The 22,736-nt window shown below is 59.3% G+C and carries 21 protein-coding genes; 11 read left to right on the top strand and 10 right to left on the bottom strand.

Translation table 11 applies throughout. The features are described 5' to 3' along the window. The first annotated feature begins 188 nt into the window (after positions 1–188). Positions 189–728 (top strand): hypothetical protein, encoded by a 540-nt coding sequence (locus tag HDF12_RS17465; protein WP_179585416.1) that lies wholly within the window; start codon positions 189–191, stop codon positions 726–728. On the opposite strand, the gene HDF12_RS17460 is transcribed toward HDF12_RS17465, so the two are convergent. Further along, a complete protein-coding gene (locus HDF12_RS17460; protein ID WP_179585414.1) occupies positions 691–1,590 on the bottom strand; it encodes a DNA-methyltransferase in 900 nt (299 codons plus the stop codon). The two genes, HDF12_RS17465 and HDF12_RS17460, sit on opposite strands and share 38 nt — an antisense overlap. A gap of 102 nt (positions 1,591–1,692) precedes the next feature. Here HDF12_RS17460 and HDF12_RS17455 point away from each other — a divergent pair, with 102 nt between their 5' ends. From HDF12_RS17455 to HDF12_RS17425, 7 genes are all read left to right on the top strand, one after another. Further along, the gene (locus tag HDF12_RS17455) at positions 1,693–2,553 is read left to right on the top strand and encodes a PP2C family protein-serine/threonine phosphatase (RefSeq protein WP_179587063.1); all 861 of its coding nucleotides are present in this window, start codon (positions 1,693–1,695) and stop codon (positions 2,551–2,553) included. Between the two features lie 68 nt (positions 2,554–2,621). Then, positions 2,622–3,482, top strand: coding sequence for a 3-hydroxybutyryl-CoA dehydrogenase (locus tag HDF12_RS17450; RefSeq protein WP_179585412.1), 861 nt, complete (start codon positions 2,622–2,624; stop codon positions 3,480–3,482). A gap of 86 nt (positions 3,483–3,568) precedes the next feature. After that, positions 3,569–4,024: a MaoC family dehydratase gene (locus HDF12_RS17445; RefSeq protein WP_179585410.1), complete on the top strand. Its 456-nt coding sequence runs from the start codon at positions 3,569–3,571 to the stop codon at positions 4,022–4,024. A 17-nt stretch (positions 4,025–4,041) separates the two neighbouring features. Further along, complete coding sequence (locus tag HDF12_RS17440; protein ID WP_179585408.1) at positions 4,042–4,281, top strand: hypothetical protein; 240 nt, start codon at positions 4,042–4,044, stop codon at positions 4,279–4,281. Positions 4,282–4,509: 228 nt separating this feature from the next. After that, a complete protein-coding gene (locus HDF12_RS17435) occupies positions 4,510–5,577 on the top strand; it encodes an MBL fold metallo-hydrolase (RefSeq protein WP_179585407.1) in 1,068 nt (355 codons plus the stop codon). 106 nt (positions 5,578–5,683) lie between these two features. Continuing rightward, the gene (locus tag HDF12_RS17430) at positions 5,684–6,175 is read left to right on the top strand and encodes a hypothetical protein (protein ID WP_179585405.1); all 492 of its coding nucleotides are present in this window, start codon (positions 5,684–5,686) and stop codon (positions 6,173–6,175) included. 136 nt (positions 6,176–6,311) lie between these two features. After that, a complete protein-coding gene (locus HDF12_RS17425) occupies positions 6,312–7,142 on the top strand; it encodes a rhomboid family intramembrane serine protease (RefSeq protein WP_179585403.1) in 831 nt (276 codons plus the stop codon). A gap of 114 nt (positions 7,143–7,256) precedes the next feature. Here HDF12_RS17425 and HDF12_RS17420 read toward each other — a convergent pair whose 3' ends face one another. The 7 genes from HDF12_RS17420 to HDF12_RS17390 all read right to left on the bottom strand — a co-directional run bounded on the left by HDF12_RS17420 (position 7,257) and on the right by HDF12_RS17390 (position 16,594). Further along, a complete protein-coding gene (locus tag HDF12_RS17420; RefSeq protein ID WP_179585401.1) occupies positions 7,257–10,877 on the bottom strand; it encodes a TonB-dependent receptor in 3,621 nt (1,206 codons plus the stop codon). 577 nt (positions 10,878–11,454) lie between these two features. Continuing rightward, positions 11,455–11,928 carry a GAF domain-containing protein gene (locus HDF12_RS17415; protein ID WP_179585399.1) on the bottom strand — a complete coding sequence of 158 codons (474 nt, stop codon included), beginning with the start codon at positions 11,926–11,928 and terminating at the stop codon, positions 11,455–11,457. A 42-nt stretch (positions 11,929–11,970) separates the two neighbouring features. Then, positions 11,971–12,375: a helix-turn-helix domain-containing protein gene (locus tag HDF12_RS17410; RefSeq protein WP_179585397.1), complete on the bottom strand. Its 405-nt coding sequence runs from the start codon at positions 12,373–12,375 to the stop codon at positions 11,971–11,973. 232 nt (positions 12,376–12,607) lie between these two features. Continuing rightward, positions 12,608–13,393 carry a class I SAM-dependent methyltransferase gene (locus tag HDF12_RS17405; RefSeq protein WP_179585395.1) on the bottom strand — a complete coding sequence of 262 codons (786 nt, stop codon included), beginning with the start codon at positions 13,391–13,393 and terminating at the stop codon, positions 12,608–12,610. A 68-nt stretch (positions 13,394–13,461) separates the two neighbouring features. Further along, positions 13,462–14,583 (bottom strand): GNAT family N-acetyltransferase, encoded by a 1,122-nt coding sequence (locus tag HDF12_RS17400; RefSeq protein WP_179585393.1) that lies wholly within the window; start codon positions 14,581–14,583, stop codon positions 13,462–13,464. A 449-nt stretch (positions 14,584–15,032) separates the two neighbouring features. After that, positions 15,033–15,779 (bottom strand): 3-oxoacyl-[acyl-carrier-protein] reductase, encoded by a 747-nt coding sequence (gene fabG / locus HDF12_RS17395; protein WP_179585391.1) that lies wholly within the window; start codon positions 15,777–15,779, stop codon positions 15,033–15,035. Positions 15,780–15,805: 26 nt separating this feature from the next. Further along, positions 15,806–16,594 carry a YqjF family protein gene (locus HDF12_RS17390; RefSeq protein ID WP_218892492.1) on the bottom strand — a complete coding sequence of 263 codons (789 nt, stop codon included), beginning with the start codon at positions 16,592–16,594 and terminating at the stop codon, positions 15,806–15,808. 74 nt (positions 16,595–16,668) lie between these two features. Between HDF12_RS17390 and HDF12_RS17385 the strand changes: the two genes are divergently transcribed. Continuing rightward, positions 16,669–18,273, top strand: coding sequence for an FAD-dependent thymidylate synthase (locus HDF12_RS17385; protein WP_179585389.1), 1,605 nt, complete (start codon positions 16,669–16,671; stop codon positions 18,271–18,273). Here the strand turns inward: HDF12_RS17385 and nhaA are convergent. Continuing rightward, on the bottom strand, positions 18,242–19,618 hold the full coding sequence (gene nhaA, locus HDF12_RS17380) for a Na+/H+ antiporter NhaA (protein ID WP_179585387.1): 1,377 nt from the start codon (positions 19,616–19,618) through the stop codon (positions 18,242–18,244). The genes HDF12_RS17385 and nhaA overlap by 32 nt on opposite strands. A gap of 248 nt (positions 19,619–19,866) precedes the next feature. On the opposite strand from nhaA, the gene HDF12_RS17375 reads away from it, so the two are divergent. Both HDF12_RS17375 and recA read left to right on the top strand, forming a co-directional pair. Continuing rightward, on the top strand, positions 19,867–20,208 hold the full coding sequence (locus tag HDF12_RS17375; protein ID WP_179585385.1) for a YXWGXW repeat-containing protein: 342 nt from the start codon (positions 19,867–19,869) through the stop codon (positions 20,206–20,208). 357 nt (positions 20,209–20,565) lie between these two features. Continuing rightward, complete coding sequence (gene recA, locus HDF12_RS17370) at positions 20,566–21,633, top strand: recombinase RecA (protein ID WP_179585383.1); 1,068 nt, start codon at positions 20,566–20,568, stop codon at positions 21,631–21,633. A 513-nt stretch (positions 21,634–22,146) separates the two neighbouring features. Here the strand turns inward: recA and HDF12_RS17365 are convergent. After that, the gene (locus HDF12_RS17365; RefSeq protein ID WP_179585381.1) at positions 22,147–22,731 is read right to left on the bottom strand and encodes a Spy/CpxP family protein refolding chaperone; all 585 of its coding nucleotides are present in this window, start codon (positions 22,729–22,731) and stop codon (positions 22,147–22,149) included. Between the last annotated feature and the right edge of the window lie 5 nt (positions 22,732–22,736).

Below are 22,736 nucleotides of genomic sequence, written 5' to 3'. Positions count from 1 at the left end.
ATCCTGCGCGGCTCGCCGGGCTGCAGGCGGCGGGACTAAATTACGCAGAGCCGCGAAAAAATCGACCGAATCACGCCAATTCCGGGGTATGCTGGGTAGCACTTCAGACGAGGTCCAAATTTCAGAGCTGTCTCGACCTGACTTTTCTTTTGCACGTGGGCCCAATTTCATCTCTCAGGAGTGATGCCATGCAGTGTCCGGTCTGCCATAACGAAGTCTCGGCCCAGAGTGCATTTTGTAACAGTTGCGGTGCGCCCCTTGCTACGGGCGGCGCCTCTGCAAGTTCAAGCGTGCCACCGCCAACGAACTACACAGATGTTCCGTCGGGTTACTCTGCCGTTCCACCTGCTTACGTTGCAGCACCGCCGGCCGCGACCAGTTCGGGGCTCTCGGAGAATGCGGCAGCGGCGATCGCCTACCTGACGATTATTCCGGCGATCATCTTTCTATTGCTCGAGCCCTACAACAAGATGCCGCTGGTCAGATTTCACTCGTGGCAGTCGATCGGCCTCTGCGTCGCTGCGTTTGTGCTGCAGGCGATCATCAGCTTCGCGGAGATTGCGATGCACTTCGTTCCGGGGATTATTCTGCTGTTTTCGCTGGTGCATCTGGTTATCGGCGTCGGTCTCTTTCTGATCTGGTTGTTCATTATTTTGAAGGCCAGCAAGGGCGAGTGGTACAAGCTGCCGGTTATTGGCGACTTCGCCGAGAAGCAGGCGCGCGGCTAGCTTTCCGGGCCTTGGGGAGCGGCAGATCCTCTCTTCGCGGATTGAAGGGCGCGAGTCGCTTCTCCATCACGACAATGGCAGCGGCGCTCTCGTCGACCATGATGAAGCTGCGATCGTGTTTGGCTGCAGCCACGCCTGTCGTTCCGCTGCCGGCGAAGAAATCGAGCACCGTGTCACCCGAGTTGGAATGAACGCGCACGATGCGCTCGAGAACTCCCAGTGGCTTCTGCGTGGCGTAGCCGGTCTTCTCCCTGCCGGTGGGCGAGACGATGGTGTGCCACCAGACGTCGGTGGGCGTCTTGCCGCGCGCGGCCTTCTTCGCACCGACCAGCCCCGGGGCCATGTAGGGAATGCGGTCGCTCTCGTTGAGGTTGAAGGTGTAGCGTTTTGGATCTCTGGTGTACCAGAGGATGTTGTCGTGCTTGGCGGGCCAGCGTTTGGTTGCGCGCGCGCCGTAGTCGTAGGCCCAGATGATCTCGTTCTGGAAGCACTCTCGGCCGAAGATCTCATCGAGCATGATCTTGCAGTAGTGGACCTCGCGATAGTCGATGTGAAAGAAGAGCGAGCCGGTGGGCGAGAGGACGCGGTGGGCCTCGACCAGGCGCGGCCGCAGGAAGCCGAGGAAGTCGTCGAAGCTGTCGCCGTAGCCTGCGCCCCCGCTTTGCTGCTCGAGTACTTCGGTGCGGTAGCGTCGGCCACCGAATCCTGTGCGGTCGCCTGCTTCGTCGCGAATGGTCTTAATCTGGGTGCGACTCTGACGTTTGCCCGTATTGAAAGGGGGATCGACGTAGATCAGCTCTACGGATGCGGTTGCCAGTGACTGCAAAACGACTAGGTTATCTCCCTGCACGATCCGGTTCATACCAACGTTCTCCGCTCCTAACACTAACGTACCCTTGGTCTCGGCGGCTTCGACGTGTATCGTTCTCTTCGGATGGCCTGTCTGCATCGGCCACGTTCGACTATGTCCGCCACTCACCTTATCTACGCTATGCTCACCCATCGCGGCCGCGTCCGTAAGGGCAATGAAGATACCTGCGCGGCAGCACCGGAGATCGGGGCGTTTGTCGTCTGCGACGGCATGGGCGGCGCAGCCGCCGGAGAGGTCGCGAGCAACCTGGCCGCCGATACCTTCCTGGCGAATCTCGCGCCACCTCGGCCTGGAAGCAGCGAAGAGTTGCAGAGGCCGGAGGCGCGCATGAATGCTGCGATTCAGGCGGCCAATCATGCGGTCTATCAGCAGTCACGTCACTCGAGGCAGTACAACGGTATGGGTACTACGCTGGTCGCGCTGCTGCACACGCCCGTCGTCAGTGGGCAGAATGGGAATGCTTCCGCGGCGCGTCGTTCGCCGGCCAATCATCTGAACTCCCGAGTCACCGATCCTCCCACGCTCTGGCTGGGCCACGTTGGCGACAGCCGCTGCTACCGGCAACGTCGCGGCAAGCTCGAGCAGCTCACCATCGATCATTCGCTGGTCGAAGAGCAGCTTCGCGCCGGGCAGATCACGCTGGATCAGGCGGCGCACTCGCCTATGCGCAACCTCATCACGCGCGCCATCGGTTCGCAGGCTACGGTGCAGGCCGAGATTCAGAGCCACCGCCCCCAGGCGAACGACGTGTATATGCTCGCCTCCGACGGTCTGACCCACGAGGTCAGCGACGAAGAGATCGCGGAGATTCTGACTGCGATCCCCAAGCCGCAGACCATGGCGGCGCTCACCATAGCGTGCGAAGAGCTGATTACGACTGCCAATCGGAACGGTGGTAACGACAACATCACTGTGCTGCTGGTCGCGGTCGCGCCGGATCTACCTCGTCCCTGACATGACCCACCCATAATCCGCGTCCCCCTCGCAAGCTGCTACACTGCGAAGTCGTCTGAAACTCCTCTATGTCCGACTTGAAAAGCATTGCAATCCTCGGCGCCGGGACCATGGGCAACGGCATCGCACACGTCTGCGCCCGCTCCGGCTTCAACGTGATCCTCTACGATCTGCAACAGCCGTTTCTTGATCGCGGGCTCGCCACCATCGAAAAAAACCTCGCACGTGAAGTAGCGAAGAGCAAGCTTACCCAGCAGCAGGCCGACGAGGCCAGAGCCCGCATTACACCCACGCTCGACCGCGAAGCTCTCAGCAGTTGTGGCTTTGCCATTGAGGCGGCGACTGAGAAGTTTGCGATCAAGGCGGAGATCTTCCGCGATCTCGACCGCATCCTTCCGGCTGACGCCATCCTCGCGACGAACACCAGTTCCATCTCAATCACGAAGCTCGCGGCAGTGACGAAGCGCCCCGAACAGATCATCGGCATGCACTTTTTCAACCCGGTACCGGTGATGCAGCTGGTGGAGGTCATCCGCGGCCTCGCAACCTCGCAGGCTACCTTCGACGCTGTCCACGCGCTCTCCAAAAAGCTTGGCAAGACGCCGGTTGAGGTCAACGACGCCGCTGGATTCATCTCGAATCGCGTGCTGATGCCGCTGATCAACGAGGCGATCTACTCGGTGATGGAGGGCGTGGCTACCGCCGAGGCTGTCGATCAGGTCTTCGTGCTCGGCATGGCGCATCCGATGGGCCCGCTTACCCTCGCCGACTTCATCGGCCTCGACGTCTGCGCCGACATCATGCGCGTTCTGGCCGACGGTCTCGGCAGCCCGAAGTACAACCCCTGTCCACTGCTTGTTCGTATGGTCGACGCCGGCTGGCTGGGCCGAAAATCAGGCCGCGGCTTCTACACTTACCCCACGTCTTGAGCTAGACGAGTCCGTGCGGCTTTACACTAACGAAACCAGCCGAAGCCTGAAGCGAAGTGCAGCATCCAAAAGGAACAGGAGAGACAATGCCCCAGGAGTTTTATTTCGAAGACTTTTACGTAGGCCAGAAGTTTCACTCGCTTGGCCAGGCCAAGGTGAGCGCCGAAGAGATCAAAGAGTTCGGCAGCAAGTACGACCCGCAACCCTTCCACCTCGACGAGGCCGCCGGCGAGAACTCGTTCTTCAAGGGCCTCGCTGCCTCGGGTTGGCTCACCGCGGCCGTCGTTATGCGCCTTCGCGTGCAGTCGATCACGGTCGCCGGCGGCATGATCGGCGCTGGCGTCGAAGAGATGCGCTGGACTGAGCCTGTCCGACCGGGTGACTCGCTCCGTACCGAGATCGAGGTGGTTGGCGTGCGCCACTCCAACTCCCGCAAGGAGTTCGGCGTGGTCCGCACCCGCACCCTCGCCTTCAACCAGCGCGACCAGGTCGTCATGCGTTCGACGGTCAACTTTCTGGCTCCCGTCAGGCCCACTGTCTAGCAAAGGATGAGCCTTCCATGACTAGTGAGGATCTCGCTCTTCTCAAGTCGAGCATCGACCTCGTCGTCACCCTTGAGATGGCAGACGGCGAGCGGTTCCTCGCCCAAATCCTCTTTGTCTTCGACTCTGAGGATACCCCTGACGTCTTTTACCTGAAGGTTGAGCGTGGCCCCCACGGCAACTTTGTCCCTCTGGGAAGCGGCGGTTATTCAACACTTCTCTCCGACATCGCTGCGCTTCACCGCCTGGAGCCCTGAGGCGTTCGCACGCGTTTTTACTGCTTCGCGCGGTCCTTCCCTTGGTCGGAATCGACTTCTTCCCGACCAACGGGAGGACCAGCGCAGATCGTCGGCTGCAAGAAAGGTATACGCGTCACGAAGTGACCGCCCCGAGCGTAGTAGGCCGGTCCGGCAGGACAGCTTCCTGGTGAACCAAACTGATTACCCCGGCGACATACTCACAATTAATCGGCGTATTCTTACCAGATGATGCGTATGACAGTGCTCGCCTCCGGGTCCAAAGGCAATAGCACCGTTATCGCCAGCTCCCGAACGCGCGTTCTGGTCGACGCCGGTCTCTCATGCCGCGAGCTTTTGAAGCGCATGGCCGTTGCGGGAGAAGATCCCGCCAGACTCGACGCCATCCTCGTCACGCACGAGCATCAGGACCACATCGCAGGCCTCGCGGTCCTCGCCCGCCGTCTCAAAATCCCTGTTTTCTTTACCGAGCCGACCCACCGCGCCTGGGTCCGTATGCTCACCCCGCGCAGCACGATGACCTACGCCAAATGGCTCGATCACGTGCAGCGCGAAAAGGAGGCCCGCGCCACAGCTATCGCAGCGAGTACCTCTACCGCCGGCCTCGCCACCCAGCTTGCCGCCCAGTCCGAGGCGATCGCCAGCGTCTCCGCCGAGGCCGCTGCTCTCAACCGCTCCGACGATCCCAACGCGACGCTTGAGCTGCCCATCGATCCAGACGAAGAGGAGCTTTGCGGTCCGGAGCCCGATTCCGCCGCCGCGCAGAAAGCTGAACAAAAGGCTGATCCTACGCACCTTCCCGCCGTGGAGTACTTTCACTCCGGCACCCAATTCTCAATCGGCGACATCGAGATCACCCCTTTTACCATCCCGCACGATGCGGCCGACCCCTGCGGCTTCGTCTTCGAGGCCGAGGGGATTCGCATGGCGTTGGCCACCGATCTTGGCTACATGCCCCCCAACGTCAAGGCCGCCCTCAAGCGCATCGACGTCTTGTTGCTGGAGTCAAACCACGATCTAGAGATGCTCCGCGACGGCCCCTACCCTTGGTCGGTCAAGCAGCGCGTGCTCTCGCGGGTTGGCCACCTGTCCAATCACGCGACTGCCGAGTTTCTGCAAAAAGACTACGACGGCGGCGCTGCCTGGATCGTCCTCGGCCACCTCTCCGAGTCCAACAACGCTCCCGAACTTGCGCGTCTTTCTGCGGAGCAGGCGCTGGGTAACCAACCGACGCTGCTCGGTAACCGGATTCTTTTGGCTGGACAGGCTGTTCCGCTCGATCCAATCACTCTTTAGTTCTGCATTTTCAAGCGCTTAGTGAGGGTACTCCAAGGGTTACGATTCGATGAATCCTTTCCTTTCTTCCGGCTATCAAACAGGATAGAATGGTGACTATAAACTGATGAAAAAAACAGCGTTAGCATTTCCCGTCAACCGCAGAACTCACACCTCGGGTTGCATCGATCAGGTAGTGGGGGACATTCTCTCCGGTTGGCGCTATGACATCTCGGGTCTGTCTCCGGCCATGCGCACGGACTACGACCAGCATCTGTCAGATTGCAGTCATTGCCGTCGCCGCCAGCGCATCGCCCGTACCATCGATGTGCTTCTGATCAGCGTGAGCACCCTTTCGATTGTTGCCTTTCTGCTGGCTGCGGTGGTTATTCACCGGGTCGAGGTCGTCACCCACATCAACACGGTTCGGGTTCATCTGAACCAGGCCCACGCTGTGGCCGTCTCGCTTGAGGCTGTCGCGATTGCCGGCCTGATCTTCTCGACACTTCTCTGGGTGCTGGTTGCCGTCGCGACCCCGCTTCCTGGCTTTATCGGCAGCATCGTCCAGCAGCGTATCCCCGCAGACCTCCGCGACCGCTTTACCAAGGACGCCGCCTGAAGACAGTCTTGAACACTTAGTGATCGTTAGATGGTGGCCTGGGATCGATCCTTTCGAGATGCAGTGGCATTCTCCGACTACTTCTGACGAACGACTCTCCACCGTCTCCTTGCATTTGATAGCGTAGTAGAACATCATGCCTCCCCCTACTCCTGAAGGCGAAGTCCTTCCGCCGCACACCGACGCGGTCCCCGCTCAGCCGATCCCCGACTACGAGCGCGAGGTCTCGCGCCCGAACTCCCGCGAACGCGGCTGGAACATTCTCGCCACGCCGGGTACTTACATTCTGCTTGGGATCAACATCGCGGTCTTCTGCTACATGATCTTTCGGGGAGTCTCGCCCAGCAACCCAACGCCCAACCAGCTGCTCTACTTCGGTGCCACCAACACCGAGTTCATTATGCACGGTCAGTGGTATCGCCTGCTTACGGCTACCTTTGTCCACGTCGGCCTGCTCCATATCGCGACCAACATGTGGTGCCTCTGGAACCTGGGACTGCTCGGTGAGCCGCTGCTGGGTCCCTTTGGGTTGATCGCGGTGTATGTCATTACGGGCATTTCTGGCAACCTGCTCGGACTGTTCTCCAATGTGGTCTTTCGAGACTACGGCTCGGTTGGCGCGGGAGCCTCGGGTGCGGTCTTCGGCATCGCCGGTATCCTGATCGTTCTGCTGTCGAACAAGAAGCTGCCCATCCCGGCGTTCGAGCTCAAGCGGCTCCGCCGCTCCGTGATTCAGTTCGCGGTGTTGAACCTGATCATCGGAATCGGCGCCAACTTTACCAGTATTGTCCGGATCGACAACCACGCCCACATCGGCGGGTTTCTGAGCGGGCTGGCGCTGGGTGTTCCTCTGGTGCCGCGCATGACCTCCGGCCGCACCCGCTACCTCGCGCGGCAGAAGCTCACCTTCGCCGCCGCCGCGTTTCTGCTCTTCCTCTTCGCGTACTTCATCACCAAGCTTAAGTAGATCTGCTTAGCAAGTCAGCGAGTTAGCAAGCTAGCGAACTTCTCGCTGACTTGCTAACTCGCCTACTTCCCGCTGACTCGCTAAAAGACGAGTCCGCCGATTCGGCACGTAACCTCAGAACGTTAGCTTGAGGGCAAGTTGTATTAAGCGCGGATTGTTGACAGTGGAGTTCACTGAGCCGAAGAAAGGGGAGACCGTGCCCGCAGCCGGTGAATTGAAGTTGATGTCGGCGATTGGCGATCCGTATTGCGGATGATTGAACAGGTTGAAGAACTCAGCGCGGAAGTTCAAGCCCACCTCACGTGGCAAGCGAAATTGCTTGATGAGTGAGAAGTCAGAGTTGACGAAATCGGGTCCCGAGACCGGGACACGATTGGCATTGCCGAGCTTGCCGGGGACGATTAACTTACCGGTGCTGTCAAATTGTTGGGCCTGAGGGGGGGCGAAGCAAGCAGAATTGATCCACTGGTAGTGGCTGTGACTCGCTGCGTGCGTATCGCAGCCGGGAATCTGGTCGGGCCGGTTGTAATTGAAGCCGTTGCCGGCTTCATTGAAGTTAGCGCCCGACTGGTTACTGGTGTCGATCAGAGGAACCGGGAACCCGGAGGAGATCCTTTGAATCAGCGTGACCTGCCAGTTGCCGAGAAGAGTGTCGGTCACAGGGCCCCAGGTGCTTCCGAACGCTTTGCCTTTGCCGACTGGCAGGTCATAGATGATGCTCGCAGTGAAGCTGTGATTCAGGTTGATCTGCGACAGTCCCCAGTCGAGGTTTTCCCAGTTGGGCAATGGGAAATAGGGGGCGCTCAACAACGAGCCAAGGCCGTCGCTTAGACCATTGTCGTAGGTGCGCGAGTAGGTGTAAGCGATCAGCGCGTAAAGGCCATGCTTGGGCGTCTTGGTCTCTGCTTTGATCTGCAGCGAGTTGTAGTGGGTTTTGCCCACATCGCCAAAGAGAATGATCGAGTTAAAGTTCTCGGTGGGGTAGGGATAGATGTAGGGTGCGCCGCCGGGCAGGCAGCCGATCGTATAGGTAGAGTCGACTCCGCAAGCAGAAGGGCTGTTGACGTTGATGGCATTGCCGCTTACCAGTATGTGGCCGGCGACCGCGCCGGCATAGCCAGCGGTGAGCAGAACATCGCCTGGCAGCTGGCGTTCCACGTTGACGTTATATTGATGAACCCTGCCAGGCTGGAAGTTGGGTGGCTGATAGTAGAACGTGCCTTGGAAGTTGGCCACAGTCCCCGGCGTGGGCGGAATCGGAAAGCCGTCGGAGAGGAAGAAGGTTCCCGAAGGTGTCTGGCCGTTGAGGGCGCAGAATGAAGTCGCAAAGGCGCAGCCCGCTCCATGGAATTGATCGGTCTCGCCGAGGTTGGGCGGATTTTGCCACAGGCCCTGCGCGCCCTGGCTCCAGACCGAGTCGTGGTAGATGCCGAAGCCGCCGCGGAGCACTGTCTTGTCGCTACCGAGGACCTTCCACGCGAAGCCCAGACGGGGTTCGTATGCGCCTCCGAACCTATTGATGCCCGCCGATCGGCTCACTCCGTTCTGGCCTGCGATCTGAAGCTCTCGGGTCGAGGGGATGTAGTTCGCCATCCGGTCATGGACCTCGGTGATCGGACTCGTGACGGCCCACGCCAGGCCCAGATTGAGGGTCAGCGACGGGATGATCCGCCAGTCATCCTCGACGAAGGGTCTTACGATCTTCCAGCGGCGGCCTGTGACTGCACCATTGAATGTCTGGTCGTGGATGGCGCCGCCGCTAATCCCCATCAGCAGGTCGGCCTCGGGATTGCCGGGGGCTACACCTGCCCCGCTGAAGTTGCCCGTGACACCGGGGAGCAGAAAGCCGGATCCAAAGGCTTCTGTGCCGACATTCATCTGATTGGCACGGAGATCGATTCCGACGTGAATATCATGTTTGCCGCGGATGAGGTCGAGATCGTCTTTGAAGGAGTAGATATTGGTTCCACCCTGGAAGGGAGAGTAGCCACGATCGCCGATTGCCCAATATCCGCTGGTGGGCGAGACGGAAACCACACCTTGACTGTAGGATCCTCCGGCAAGGGGGGTCCCGGTAGGCGAGCAGCCGGTATTGGCATTGGGGATGCCGAGGAGGGCCGATCCGCAGGTGAAGTTACCCTGTGAGTCAATGTAGTTGAAGATGCGGTCGTAGCCGAAGGTGGCCTGGTTGAGTGTGTTGGCCGCAAACACGTGGCTCCAGCCGATGCCGGCATTGCGTGCGTGATTGATGAGGTTTTCATTGCTGCCGAAGGCATTCTGTTCGGCGAGGCCGGGCGCGCCGCCGGGCGCAAAAGAAAACGCCTGGTCGTAGCTGAAGCGGCCAAACAGGTTGTCCTTGGCTGTGAGCGTCTCATCCAACCGAATATCGAATTTGGTTTCGTTTAGGACGCGGACGGGCTCGTTGACATAGTTGTAGCTCCCACCGGAAGCGTTGGGCGCAGGATAGATATTGAGCAGGCCCTGACCAGCGCTGTTGATCAGGTTTGAAGGAATCTTGTTGCAGGGGGTTCCCTGTGCCTGGCTGCCGTCGGGGTTCGCGGGTATTGGAGTGCCGGAGGCGTCGCACTGGAAGTAAGGGTTGGGTGAGCCGAACATATTCGGGTTAGCGATGACGGGATTGAAAGCGCCATTGGTGCCTGTCGAAATATTGGTACCGAAGGGGTCGGCCGAGAAATCGCCTTTGCGCATGGCCAGTGAAGGAATCAGACCGGTGAAGGTGATTCCTTGACGCTGATACTTCTGCTCGCCATCCACGAAGAAAAACGTTTTGTTGTGGAGGATCGGTCCTCCGATAGAGCCGCCAAATTGATTCAGATTGAACTTCGGGGTTGTAGTGTCAAAGTCCCCCTTCGCGTCGAAGGCGGTGTTACGGACGAACTCGAAGAGAGATCCGTGGAAGTCATTTGTACCCGACTTGGTTGTGACCAGCACGGTGGGGCCGGCGCGGGAGCCGTATTCCGCGGAGTAGCTGTAGGTGAGTACTTTGAATTCCTGGATATCGTCGATGGAAGAGAAGACGCCGATTCCGCCCGCCGTCAGTTCGTTATTGTCGACTCCATCGAGCAGCCAATCGGTGCTGTTGGGCCGGGAACCGCCAACCGACAGAGAGAAGGAACCGCGCGCGGCCACTTCGCTGTCGGTGCCGGAGGTGAAAAAGCTGTTGGGGTTGGTCTCTGCTGTAGCGCCTGCAGTGAGCGTGGCGAGTTGGACGAAGTCGCGACCGTTCAAGGGAAGCTGCGACACCTGCTGCGAAGTGATCACCTGGCCGAGAGAAGGATTCGTGGTCTCGGCGGTTACCGCGTCCCCGGAGACCGTCACGGTCGAGACTACGGTTGCAGGAGTGATGGAAAAATTGAGTTCGCGGGCTTCGCCAATCTGGAGATTGAGATCTTTGGCTTCTGTGCTTTGAAAGCCGGTGAAGTCGACGCGCACGGTGAAACTTCCGACAGGGAGCAGAGGAATCAGATAGTGGCCGGCGCTGTCCGTCTTGGATTCGCGAGTCAGGCCGGTGCTCTGGGCGGTGACCGTGACCGTAGCCCCCGCGATGGCCGATCCGGATTTATCAAGCACAGTCCCGGAAAAACTACCGCTTGCCTGGCCGTACATTGTTGGACAGATGGCAAGCAAGAGAGCGAAGGCAACAACAAAAAAAGATCTTCTCAACGAGATCCTGTTCGTCAAACCTTCTGCAAAGTTTCGACATTCTGCGCTCATGATTATGCGTCTCATCACCAACCCCTTTCGATCACATCGGCTAAAGGCGATTCTTGCGTGTAAAGAAGATTGCAGCTTATAGAGCAGTGCACTACTCAGGCAACGAAATTCAACGAAGAACTGAACCCCTTCGAAATAGGCCGTCCTGCTCCTCGCGGATAACGAGAAGTTTGTGGTTCTCCGTGAACTAATTGAGACCAAAGCCCGCGTAACGCGATGATTTACAAACCTAAAATGGGAGGTACGACTAACCTACACACAAAATTTCTGAAGTCAATCTAAAACGACACAGCGCTCGATCTGAGCTTCGCTGCCATCGTCCGATGCCTCTCAGGATGAGTCCGGACACCGAAGTTACTGAAGTGTGGATCAACGAGTTCTCAGCGCTACCTTTGGAGAGCATAGAACGTGACGTCTGCATCCTCTCATTCTCGGGATACAGTGCATACGTTCAACGAAAGGATTGAGTTCGCAAGAATTGCGATTTTTGCTGAATGCATACGCAGACTGGAAGCGAACAAGGCGGCTGGCGCTCGCCAATCAGGAATACAGGGCAAGAGGCGCTACCGTAGCCCCATCATCTGGCCTCAGCCCAAAACTCTTCGAGCACGCGGGCACACTCTTCCAGCAGCGCCTGCGCGTCTGCATCGAATGCATTCAGGTGTTCGCTCTCCACATCCAGCGTGCCGATGACGCGATCGCCGTGGCCGTGGGCAAGAACCGGGACGATGATCTCCGCTCGCGTGCTGTCGAACGTGGTCATGTAGCCCGAATCATCCGCTACATTTCCAGCGTTGATCGTTCTTATTCCAGCGATCGCTCTGGCGGTGAGTCCCTGCGTAATAGGAAACGCAGGGTGCGACGGCGCAGAGTACCCGCTCCAGGCGATATTTACAACCAGTCCGCGTTGGAAGTCCACATCATAGATCCCCACCCAACGCCAGGATCCTTCCTTCCGAATTGCATCCGCAATTCGTTTCGCCCGCGTTGCGCGATCTGAGTTTTCAGCAGTGATGTCCCTGAGCTTGTGCAGAAGTTCGCTATCCGGCACCAGTCGATCCTCCGGTCTGAGTAGAGTGAGACGAAGTTCGTCTTAGCTGAGAGTCGTCTGAGCGAACTTTCTCACCATGGCCAGCAGCAGTCTCCGGTCGCTCTCCGACAGGTGTGCCGAGTACCGTTGCACCTGCGTCAAAAACCGGATCTCCTCTTCGCCCAGGTTCAGCCCCGACATCTCCTTGGCCATCGTCTCTTCGGCAAAGAACTCCGAGAGCTGCAGGTCCAGCGCGCGCGCAATCTTCTGGAGTGTCTCGAGCGACGGCACCGTGTGCCCGTTCTCCACTCGCGAGAGATAGCAGCGCAACAGGCCGGTCCGCTTCTCGATGTCACCTTGCGACATTCCCTTTTGCAGCCGATATCCGCGAATCGTAGAACCGATATTCATCGAGATGGAAAGAGCCTCAATCGACTCGTTCGCCAGATCAACAGGTATAGTTTGCATGTCAGCCATTAGCCACAAAGTAAACAGGCGCAACGAGTTGGTCAATGACTATCTTTGGGGACTCAGGTGTTTCCTGTACCATCCCAGGTTCATCGAGAGGCAGTTACCAGCCAAACCCTGAAGCCTTACTTGAACTCCGGGTGAGTCTGGAACCGGCCCAGACATTACAGGATCAGTTACTAGTCTTAAAGTAACTCGGCCTCCCGGCGGATGGGGCTTGCGGAGAGGTCAATCACACTCCCACCCACCGGTATACGCTGCATAGATCCTCCGGCGAGGCCACGTGGTCCGCGGCCGCATCCTCCTCCGACATCTCCACTGTCCCGGTCCACAGAAGTTTGAAGCCGGCATGAGCCTCCAGCAACTCTCCAGCCTCGGGGTTGAAGTAGATGACGTCCAGCATCCCTGGCCTGCCCGCAAATTCAGTCTCCAGCCGCTCGATCAGCCGCTTCACCACAGGAGCAGCGAACGGATTGAAGAGATAAAGCAGGCACGGCCCCTCTGGAAACGAAAACTCCGTCGCGTCTTGACAGAGAATCTGCACCGGGCACACCGCTCGCCCAGCGTCGGTCCACGCGACCACGTTCGACTTGGCAGTCTTCGCCAGCGATGCGTTGAGCTCCACGCCGATCACTTGCCGAAACGAAAACTCCGACGCCATCATCACCGCACGCCCCTTCCCGCACCCCAGATCGATGAAGCTGTACTGAGAGATCGCGGCGTGTCCGGAGTCGGAGATCCAATCTTCGACCACCCGCCGAAACCGCGAAGGAGCCATGCCGTAGTACGCGGTATTGAACACATCGTTTTTATGGCCCGAGCGCAGGTCTCCGCCACCGATCAGCCCGCTCGTATCGACGCCGTGGCGTTGGTCGAACGGATGTAGCATCGGCTTCTCTACACCCGCTGTGCCGTCCTGTGGCTGGAGTCGCCCCAGCGCGGTCCGCATCGTCCCCGCGAGGCCCCGCTGAGCCAGCGACCATCGCAGCTTCGACCATGCTGTGCTGAGTCTCGTCATTGGATATCGTGTCTGCGTCAGAGTCTCTGCGAAACGAAGTCGCGCCGGCTTCATTCCTGAGTAGAAACTTAGTGCAACTCCCAACGCAACGCAGGATCAACCAGCGTCTGCAGCAGAAAGTTATTTCTTGGCGGCGACCAGTGGGCCACCCGGCGCAGCAGCGAGACAAACAGCGACCGCTTCGCCACCACAATATCAACCGCCTTCTCGGAGATGAATGCATGCCGCATCGAGTGCGGCGTCCCTCCTTCGAAGAACAGCCTGTCCGTTCCGATCTCTATCTCGTGTTCGATCAGGTACGCCCGGATCACCGTCCCAACCGAGTATCGCTCCAGGCCTCCGCGATTCATCTGCCAGTCGATCTCCGAAATGCCATGATGTCTCCGGCCACCCAGCAAGCTGATCCACTGGCCGTCGGGCGTCTTCACGCCAACGCAGAATAATCCGTCCAGCGCCTTCATCGTGCTGTATCGCCTCTCGAGGACGGCCTCGGAGACGGGATGCGTCGAGGCCCGGTTCAATTCAATCAGCTGAGCTTTGCCCAGCATGCTCTTCACGTCGCCTTCAAAGGTGCAGCCGAGCTCTGCTTCGGCCTTGCGGCGGTAGTACCTCAGGTTTCGGCGTGTGTGTTTGCCCATGGCGGCCAGGGTCGCATCGACCGTCTTCTCCAGCACGATGGTGGCTCCTACCTCGCGTGTCTGGGTGGTCCACAGGCGCTTTTCGTCTCCTGGAATCGAACCGTCGAAGCACTCCGACCATGTCTCATCGCCTTCGCCAGCATAACTGAGCATGACAACCTGGGCGCCGTTCGTCATCAGGTAGCGGCCCACGCTGGCTGAGATCTTTGTCCGCTCGGCAGGCAGTGCAATCACAGCTCTGCTGCCGTTGAAGTCGCTCGTGGTGAAGACGCGCGACGGCATCCCCAGCACCTTGTACTCATAAACCAGTACCGCGCCCTTCAGGTCTTCTGCCCGCAGTGCGGCAAGGTCCAGATCCCGCCGCTTTCCTACCAGCACCATGTAGGGAATCTTCTTGAGATTGTCGGTTCCAGTAAGGAAGTACTCCAGGTAGTCCATCGCTCCGGTCTGTTTGCACAGCGCGCTCAGGCGGACCAGGACAGGCTGAATACGCAGAATCGCAGCCCGTCCGCGCAGAACGAAAAAGTGCGCGGCATCCAGATCATTGCCCAATAAGTCCTTCGCTTCATGGCTGGTCGACAGCATAGTTACGTAGTTAACCGAAGATCGCTAAAACTGTGAGGACATTCGTCTTTTGCGGCGCGGTAGACCTTGGTCTGTTCGTGGTCTGGTTCGTGTGATGCGTCTTGCCGGTTCTATGGCCGGCTTGCCTCTAACAAATTAGGAACAACTTCTTGCAGATGAGTCACACAGCGGCTAATGAGATACGCCAAATCAAACAGATTGGATCTTCCGTGCTTCAACAACTGCTGCAAGGATTCGGAACCTGGTTTCTCAATTCCTCCCCATAATTGTCTATGGGAGGCAACCCTAAAGGTCTCTGATGGGTGCAAAAGATCGACCTCGAGATTCAAAAGAAAATCGAACCATAAATCGATTACTAGAAAGACTTTACAGCAAATAGCCGACGAACCCTCTACTTTGTGGTACCCAAAAGAGAGTTACCCCATGTGCATCCCGCCGTTGACGTCCAGCGTGTGTCCGGTGATATAGCTGGCCTCCTCCGATGCGAGAAACGAAACGGCATGCGCGACCTCGACGTCGGTTCCAACTCGTCCCAGCGGAATGAACTGTGCATTCATCGCCTTCTGCTCCGTGGTCAGGACCTCCGTCATCGCCGTCTCGATGAATCCCGGCGCCACCGCATTCACGGTAATCGTCCGGCTCGCCAGCTCCCGGGCCAGCGACTTGGTCAGCCCAATTAGGCCGGCCTTCGAGGCCGCATAGTTCGCCTGCCCCGCCTGTCCCGTCTGCCCCACCACCGAGGTCACGTTGATGATGCGCCCCCAGCGGCTCTTCACCATCTGCGACATCACCGCCTGCGTCATCAGGAACGCGCCCGTCAGATTCGTCGTCAGCACATCGTCCCAATCCTTCCGCTTCATCCGCAGCGCCAGGATGTCCCGTGTGATTCCGGCATTGTTGACCAGAATATTCACTGCGCCAAAGTGCGTGATTACCGCTTTAGCACACTCTTTAATCGACTCTTCGCTCGAAACATCCAGAGCAAACGCATGCGCCTTTCCACCGGCAGCCGCAATCTCTGCAGCAACGTCGCCCAGCTTCTCGAGATTTCTTGCAGCCAACGCTACCGTCGCTCCCGCCCGTGCCAACTCCATCGCACAAGCGCGTCCAATCCCCTGCGAAGCCCCAGTCACCAACGCAATACGACCTGCCGAAATGCTCATAACTCTCCTTGAATCAAACCCCACCATTATACGAACCCGTTCAGCGGATTCTGCGAACCGTCTTCGCGCAGCGACCAGATATAAACATGCAGCTCTCGCGCAAAGTGCAACACCGGCGCACGGTCCGGCAGCGTAATTCCATGCGCCGCGGGCAGTTCATTCACGCGAATCTCCGCCTCGGCCCGCTCCAGCGGCCAGGGAAGATGATGAATATGCCCCACCAGCACCTTCCTGCCGTGGGGCGTAAACAGACAGTAACGCTCCGTCAAAAAATGTTCCAGCGTGCCGTAGACACTTGGTCCCGCGACCTCACCCAGCCCGCGATAGCTCGCTTCAAAACGAACGTTGCGCCCAGTCAACAGCCGTCTGCTTCTGTACTCGATCGTTCCATCCTCAGCGGTCTCACGCTGCATGTCGGCCAGAAAATACGGCAGGTGAAACAGCGTCCGCGCCCCGACAACCGCCAGCGCACTCGCCGCATCCAGCGAGAAAAAATACACACCGCGCAGTCCAGTAGTCCGCGAGCGTACATACGTTCGCAGATTTAACTCACAAAACGAAGCCGTGCCCGGCACTGTGACGCATCTTTGCCCCAACGCACGCGTCCGCACCCGATCCATCCAGAACGGCACCACGCCCGCCCACGCCCATCCGTCAAAACTATCGACCTCCAGCTCATCAGGCAGTAGCCGCGCCATCGCGTCCACCGCAATCGGCCAGTGCGCGAACAGCAGGTCGTTCCACCGCTGCCCCATGCGCCACCGTCCAGCAGGCAACGCATACGGTCGATGCTCGACGGCGCTCAAAACATCCATGATCTCAGCATAGCCGTCTCGAAGACCCCCTTCGGAAAACCAGCTTCACCGGATCAAGTATCCTGAGCATCACCATGCCAGCGAACCAGAAGACAGACATCCAGACCTCCTCCCCCGCCAACGCCCCCGCCGCACACCCGCCAGCCAGCGAGACCGACGTCTACGCCATCCACGGCGCCGACCCCGAGGTCCTCGCCTACGCCATGGCCAAGTACTCCCGCTCCGCTCTCACCATGAAGGAGTCTCTCTCCGAGATCAGCTCCCAGCGCGCCGAGCAGTTCCTCAACACCTTCTACTTCGCCTACGGCCATCGCTCCATCGCCGACCTCGCCCACATCCCCTTCGCCATCGAGCGCCTCTCTCTCCTCGCCGCCATCGAGCTAGTCGACGAGACACGCTGGGACGGCCAGGAGCGCTCCACCCGCTATCAGAACTTCCGCCTCTCCGGCTGGTTCACCCCCGCGCTCGCCGCCGAAACCCCCACCTTCACCGCCGCCGTCGAGCGCCTCTTCGCCACCTACGACAAGGTCAGCGCCGGCATGCTCACCGCGCTCAAGGCCGCCATTCCGCAGCCCGAATCCATGAAGCCCGACGCCTACGAGCGCACCCTCAAGGCCCGCGCCTTCGACGTCGCCCGCTATCTCCTCCCGCTCGCGACCAACACCTCACTCGGCCAGATCGTCAACGCCCGCACCCTCGAAACCCAGGTCTCCCGCCTGCTCACCAGCGACTTCGCCGAGATCCGTCAGCTCGGCGAAAAGCTCCGCAACGCCGCCTCCGAGGCCGCGTGGAACGTCCAGCACGCAGCCGGCGAGGTTCTCTGCGAAGAGATCGCCTCCGTCGACGCCGACTGCGCCCGGCGAGCCCACGAAGCCTTCCTGCGCCCCGTAAAAGCCGCGCCCACGCTGGTCAAATACGCCACCCCCAACGATTACCAGCGCGAAACCCGCAGCGAACTCGCCCACGCCGCAAAGCTCCTCATGGGCAGCCAGCCCATCGCCCCCGCGCCTGTCGTCGATCTCCTCGACGGCGACGAGCCCCTCGAGGTCGAACTCGCCACCTCGCTCCTCTACCCGCACTGCCACTACCCCTACCGGCAACTCCGGCACAGCGTCGCCGCTCTCAGCGCCAACCAGCGCGGCGAGATCATCTCCCTCGGCACAAAACATCGCGGCCGCCACGACGAGCTCCTCCGCAGCTTCTCCTCCGGCCACAGCCTCCGCTTCGACATCCTCATGGACATCGGCGGCTTCCGCGACATGCACCGCCACCGCCGCTGCGTCCAGCTCCTCCAGCCCTACACCGACCTCCACGGCTACGACGAGCCCATCTGCCCCGGCCAACCTACCCTCGCCGAAGCCGGCCTCGAAACCCTCTACAGCGAAACCCTCGCCGCCACCTACGCCACCTACCGCAGCCTCCGCGACAGCGGCGTCCCCGAAGCCGCCCAATCCGCCCAGTACTGCCTGCCGCTGGCCACCCGCTGCCGCTCTCTCTTCAAGATGGACTTCGCCGAAGCCCTCTACATCTCCGAACTTCGCAGCGGCGTCGCAGGCCACTTCAGCTACCGCCGCGTCGCCTGGGAGATGTACCGCGCAGTCGCCAAAAAGCACCCGTCCCTCGCGCAATACTTCCGCATCGAAGACGTCAACGAACCAGTGGATCTTCTGCGACGATAGGGTCTTCGGCTTTCTGCGATCTCAGCAGAAGAAAACTTCCGAAGATCCCATCGACGATGGAGGCCGCGAGCGTTCCGATCTTTGCAAGGTCCAGCGGCTCGCCTTCGGGAAATACCAATGCGGCGATGAACAAAGACATCGTGAAGCCGATACCGCAAACCCAGCTCGCGGCGAAGATCTGTGTCCAGTTCACTCCAGCAGGGCGCGAGGCTAATCTCATTTTCTCCGCAGCCCAGGCAAATGCGGTGATTCCGAAGGGTTTGCCGACGAGTAGCCCAAGTGCGACGCCAAGCGTGACCGGATTCCTCGCAGCGATGAGAAGTTTTCCGAGGACATGCACCCCGGCATTCGAGAACGCAAACAGCGGCATGATAACGAAGCTCACCCACGGCTGAAGCGCATGTTCGATACGGTGCAGCGGCGACTCCATGTGGGCACACTGCTCTTCCATTGCGTGCAGAGCCGCATGCGCTTCGATCGAGTCCGGCTCCGCTGCATCAAAGCGCTCCACCAGGCGTTGCATCTTCGCCACAAATCGTGGCTTGCCACTCGAACTGCTACAGGGGATCGTGAAGGCAAGCATGACGCCGGCGATGGTCGCATGCACTCCGGATTGCATCACCACAAACCACACGACGACGCCGATAATGGCATACACCCAGGGGTTTCGCACGCCAGCCTTGTTGGCTCCATAAGATATGCAGAGCCCCACCGCACCGAATACCAGGTACAGGAAGTTCAGATTCGCCGTGTAAAAGACCGCGATGACGAGCACAACGATGATGTCGTCAGCAATCGCGAGAGCCGCGACGAAGAGCTTGAGTGAGACAGGGACTCGATCGCCCAACAGAGTAAGGACGCCGAGGGCGAATGCGATGTCGGTCGCCATGGGAATGCCCCAGGCGTTGGCCACCGGGGTTCCGTGATTGACTGCGAAGTAGAGTGCCGCAGGCAACAGGCAACCGCCCAGTGCGGCGATAAACGGAAACGTCGCCTGCTGGAACGAAGCCAGCTCGCCGATCAGCAGCTCGCGCTTGATCTCAAGGCCCACAAGAAAAAAGAAGACGGACATCAGGCCGTCGTTGACCCAGAGATGTCGGCTCCAGGTCAGGACAGTGTGCCCGAATCCGGCTGTGACTTCCTTCTCCCATATCATGTGGTAGCTGTGCTCCCACGGGGAGTTGGCCCAGACGAGTGCGAGCACAGTGGCGGCCAGCAGCAGAATTCCGCCCGACGCCTCCATCTTCGCAAAGCGCGTGAAGGGGCTTTTTAGTACATCGATGGGAGTTCGGGCCGACGTCGAGAGAGCAGACCTGCCCGGTAACGTAGGCTGCAACTCTTCCATGGAGACTCCTGATAGATTTCGGCTTCGAGCGTCAGGAATATCGTACATGCCTGACCGATGATCACTTGAGATATCACGCTATGCCAGGACGTGGCGAGCCCTCTGCATCTCCGAACTACCCAACTTCACCTCTGTTCCCGCTTACAGCCGAGCCCCGTATCCGGGAAGACGCGGTTCGGGTCATTGACATCGTGATGAAGATAAGGTTCTCTCGAAGCTGGAACTGAAACGGAGAACTTAATTTGAAGATGAAATGGCTTTTTGCTGCAGTCACCACAGTCACCCTGACAATGCCCTCGTTTGGCCAGATCGGCATCTACATCGGCAGAACGCCTCCGCCGTTGCGTTACGAAGTACGCCCACCCATGCCCGGAGACGGGTATGCCTGGGTTGATGGCTACTGGGGAGTCAACGACGGTCGCTACGTCTGGGTTCCCGGCCGATGGGATCGTCCACCCTATGCCGGAGCCTATTGGAGCCATCCGCACTACGACCACTACGAGCAAGGATGGCAGATGCACGAAGGACACTGGGACCACGAAGACCATCGCGATCATCACTACGACGATCATCACGATGACCACCACTAGAACGTAATCCAAGCTGAGGATATGTCCTGACGGACGGGCCCACTACGCGTAGGGCGGTCACTTCGTGACTCGTATACCTTGTCTCGGCAGGGTTAGACTTCTTCGGTCCTCCCGCTGGTCGGAATCAGACTGTGCCCGACCAACGGGAGGACCAATGCCGCCAGATTCACCCGGAAAAGGTACACACGTCACGAAGTGACCGCCCTACGCGTAGTGGGCCCGTCCGGCAGGACACGGTCTTCCAAAAATCACCTCTAAGTTGTATTCGCCTTTTATTTGCTTTTCCCGTTTTGAATGCTAGAATCCCAAATTGAAACATCAACCTCCCTTTCACTCACTCTTCAGGAGAGAAATATCGTGGCAGATGACCGCAGCAAGGCAATAGAACTGGCCCTTTCCGGGCTGGAAAAGCAGTTTGGCAAGGGTTCCATCATGCGGCTCGGCTCGAAAGACGTCGTTCCCATCTCGGTCATCTCTACCGGTTCCATCTCCTTCGACGCAGCGCTCGGCGTTGGCGGCGTCCCACGTGGTCGCGTCATCGAGATCTTTGGCCCTGAGTCCTCGGGCAAGACCACCATCACCCTCCAGATCATCGCCGAAGCCCAAAAAGCCGGCGGCCTTGCTGCCTTCGTCGACGCAGAACACGCGCTCGACCCCGCCTACGCCGCCAAACTCGGCGTCGACATCGACAACCTCCTCGTCTCGCAGCCCGACTACGGCGAACAGGCTCTCGAGATCGTCGAAGCCCTCGTCCGCTCGAACGCCATCGACGTCCTCGTAGTCGACTCGGTCGCCGCGCTCGTCCCCAAGGCCGAGCTCGACGGCGAGATGGGCGACTCCCACATGGGCCTGCAGGCTCGACTCATGTCGCAGGCCCTCCGCAAGCTCACCGGAACCGTCTCGAAGTCCCGAACCTGCTTGATCTTCATCAACCAGATCCGCGAGAAGATCGGCGTCATGTTCGGCAACCCCGAGACCACCACCGGCGGCAAGGCCCTCAAGTTCTACTCCTCGGTCCGCATCGACATCCGCCGCATCGGCGCAGTCAAGGACGGCGACTCGGTCGTCGGCTCCCGCACCAAGGTCAAGATCGTCAAGAACAAGGTCGCCGCACCCTTCCGCGACGCCGAGTTTGACATCCTCTACGGCGAAGGCATCTCCCGCGAGGGCGACGTGCTCGACCTCGCCGTCCTGCACAACATCGTCGACAAGAGCGGAGCCTGGTACAGCTATCAGGGCGAGCGCATCGGCCAGGGCCGCGAGAACGTTCGCGCCTTCATGAAGGAAAACAAAGACGTCTTCGCCCGCGTCGACTCCGAACTACGCAAGAAGCTCGGCATCTCCGGCGTAGCCTCAGCCGAAGTCCCCCCGGTTCCCGCCGACGGCCCCGTTCAGGCCAAGGAAGCCGTCCGAGCCAAAAAGTAATCGTCATCACAGCAGGGAAGCACCCGAGGAAGCGCCGGCATCAGGTTTGCCGGCGCTTCTCCGTCTAAATGCCTCTGGAAGCCACATACGACACATCATCTCGGCGAACCGCGAACGGTTTCATCGTTCATTGTGCAGTGGAGATCCCTGTATTTGTCTTTTTCGCAGCCAGAGGGGGTTTTCAGACAGAGGGGTTTTCAGTTGTCAAGCCCCAATCGAAGCTAAATCTATGCAAACAAGCCACATAGACGTGGCACATGAGTTACGCCAAACAATTTATACTGGAATCAGATGAAAAAAGCCCCGGGCTAATCCCGGGGCTTTTACTTTCAGAAACACAAAAACTCCCGTAACTCCTTTGCCTGCAGGAATCTGCAGGCAACTCGTTTGGAATGAAGGCTTTACAAGGTAATACCCATGCTCTAAGCTAATGAAATAAGCGACTTATGCGCAGGTAATAGGGGGGGACCCCCTGAAAAACGAGGGAACCAAAGCTGGCAACGCAGCCCCTTACTACATCCCCTCGCCGCCGCCCGGGCCACCTGGAGGTGGTCCCTGGCCATCGGGAACCCGACCCGGTCCTTCCGGTCCACCCTGCATCCTCATGCGGCGGCGCTCGCGCCCCTCGGCCTGCAGTTTGGTCCATTGGTCCGGTGTCAGCACGTTGCGAATTGCCAGCAGCATCTTGGCGTTCGCCTTTTCAAGCTCCGCGCGAGCCTGGGCTGTCTGGTCGATCTGCGCCAGGATCTTGTTCGTATCCGGAGGATTCGCCGCCAGCATCGGCTCCATCAGAACCTCCTGCTTCTCGACGTTCGCCCTCAAGTCGATCAGCTGCAGCTTGCTCTGCTGAAGGATGTCATCCATCTTCTTCTGCTGGTCCGGCGTAAGCGTCAGCTTCTGGATCAGGTCAGGATTATGCCACCAAATCCCTGGAGGCCCGATGCGAAAGCCCCCGCGCATCCCCGCTCCTCCACCCCATCCGCCGCGGTCCCGATCCATCGGGCCACCCGGCTGCGGTGGCGAACCTGCCGGTGGCTGCGCCGTCAAAAAAGTTCCAGAAAGAGTCGCAAATAAAACAATCGAAAGTAAAGGTCTCATGCGCA

Origin of the sequence: Tunturiibacter gelidiferens, assembly GCF_013410115.1 — a bacterium.
In the GTDB taxonomy this organism is placed as follows: Bacteria; Acidobacteriota; Terriglobia; order Terriglobales; family Acidobacteriaceae; genus Edaphobacter; species Edaphobacter gelidiferens.
This window is presented reverse-complemented; position numbering and strand designations above follow the sequence as displayed.

What these genes read in the sequence shown, in the direction of transcription:
- HDF12_RS17435 (WP_179585407.1), top strand. Translation starts at nt 4,510, where the DNA reads ATGATGCGTATGACAGTGCTCGCCTCCGGGTCCAAAGGCAATAGCACC.
- nhaA (WP_179585387.1), bottom strand. Translation starts at nt 19,618, where the DNA reads ATGGAAGAGTTGCAGCCTACGTTACCGGGCAGGTCTGCTCTCTCGACG.
- HDF12_RS17425 (WP_179585403.1), top strand. Translation starts at nt 6,312, where the DNA reads ATGCCTCCCCCTACTCCTGAAGGCGAAGTCCTTCCGCCGCACACCGAC.
- HDF12_RS17365 (WP_179585381.1), bottom strand. Translation starts at nt 22,731, where the DNA reads ATGAGACCTTTACTTTCGATTGTTTTATTTGCGACTCTTTCTGGAACT.
- HDF12_RS17420 (WP_179585401.1), bottom strand. Translation starts at nt 10,877, where the DNA reads ATGAGCGCAGAATGTCGAAACTTTGCAGAAGGTTTGACGAACAGGATC.
- HDF12_RS17390 (WP_218892492.1), bottom strand. Translation starts at nt 16,594, where the DNA reads ATGGATGTTTTGAGCGCCGTCGAGCATCGACCGTATGCGTTGCCTGCT.
- HDF12_RS17375 (WP_179585385.1), top strand. Translation starts at nt 19,867, where the DNA reads ATGAAATGGCTTTTTGCTGCAGTCACCACAGTCACCCTGACAATGCCC.
- HDF12_RS17455 (WP_179587063.1), top strand. Translation starts at nt 1,693, where the DNA reads ATGTCCGCCACTCACCTTATCTACGCTATGCTCACCCATCGCGGCCGC.
- HDF12_RS17445 (WP_179585410.1), top strand. Translation starts at nt 3,569, where the DNA reads ATGCCCCAGGAGTTTTATTTCGAAGACTTTTACGTAGGCCAGAAGTTT.
- HDF12_RS17460 (WP_179585414.1), bottom strand. Translation starts at nt 1,590, where the DNA reads ATGAACCGGATCGTGCAGGGAGATAACCTAGTCGTTTTGCAGTCACTG.
- HDF12_RS17430 (WP_179585405.1), top strand. Translation starts at nt 5,684, where the DNA reads ATGAAAAAAACAGCGTTAGCATTTCCCGTCAACCGCAGAACTCACACC.
- HDF12_RS17410 (WP_179585397.1), bottom strand. Translation starts at nt 12,375, where the DNA reads ATGCAAACTATACCTGTTGATCTGGCGAACGAGTCGATTGAGGCTCTT.
- HDF12_RS17440 (WP_179585408.1), top strand. Translation starts at nt 4,042, where the DNA reads ATGACTAGTGAGGATCTCGCTCTTCTCAAGTCGAGCATCGACCTCGTC.
- HDF12_RS17450 (WP_179585412.1), top strand. Translation starts at nt 2,622, where the DNA reads ATGTCCGACTTGAAAAGCATTGCAATCCTCGGCGCCGGGACCATGGGC.
- HDF12_RS17385 (WP_179585389.1), top strand. Translation starts at nt 16,669, where the DNA reads ATGCCAGCGAACCAGAAGACAGACATCCAGACCTCCTCCCCCGCCAAC.
- fabG (WP_179585391.1), bottom strand. Translation starts at nt 15,779, where the DNA reads ATGAGCATTTCGGCAGGTCGTATTGCGTTGGTGACTGGGGCTTCGCAG.
- HDF12_RS17465 (WP_179585416.1), top strand. Translation starts at nt 189, where the DNA reads ATGCAGTGTCCGGTCTGCCATAACGAAGTCTCGGCCCAGAGTGCATTT.
- HDF12_RS17405 (WP_179585395.1), bottom strand. Translation starts at nt 13,393, where the DNA reads ATGACGAGACTCAGCACAGCATGGTCGAAGCTGCGATGGTCGCTGGCT.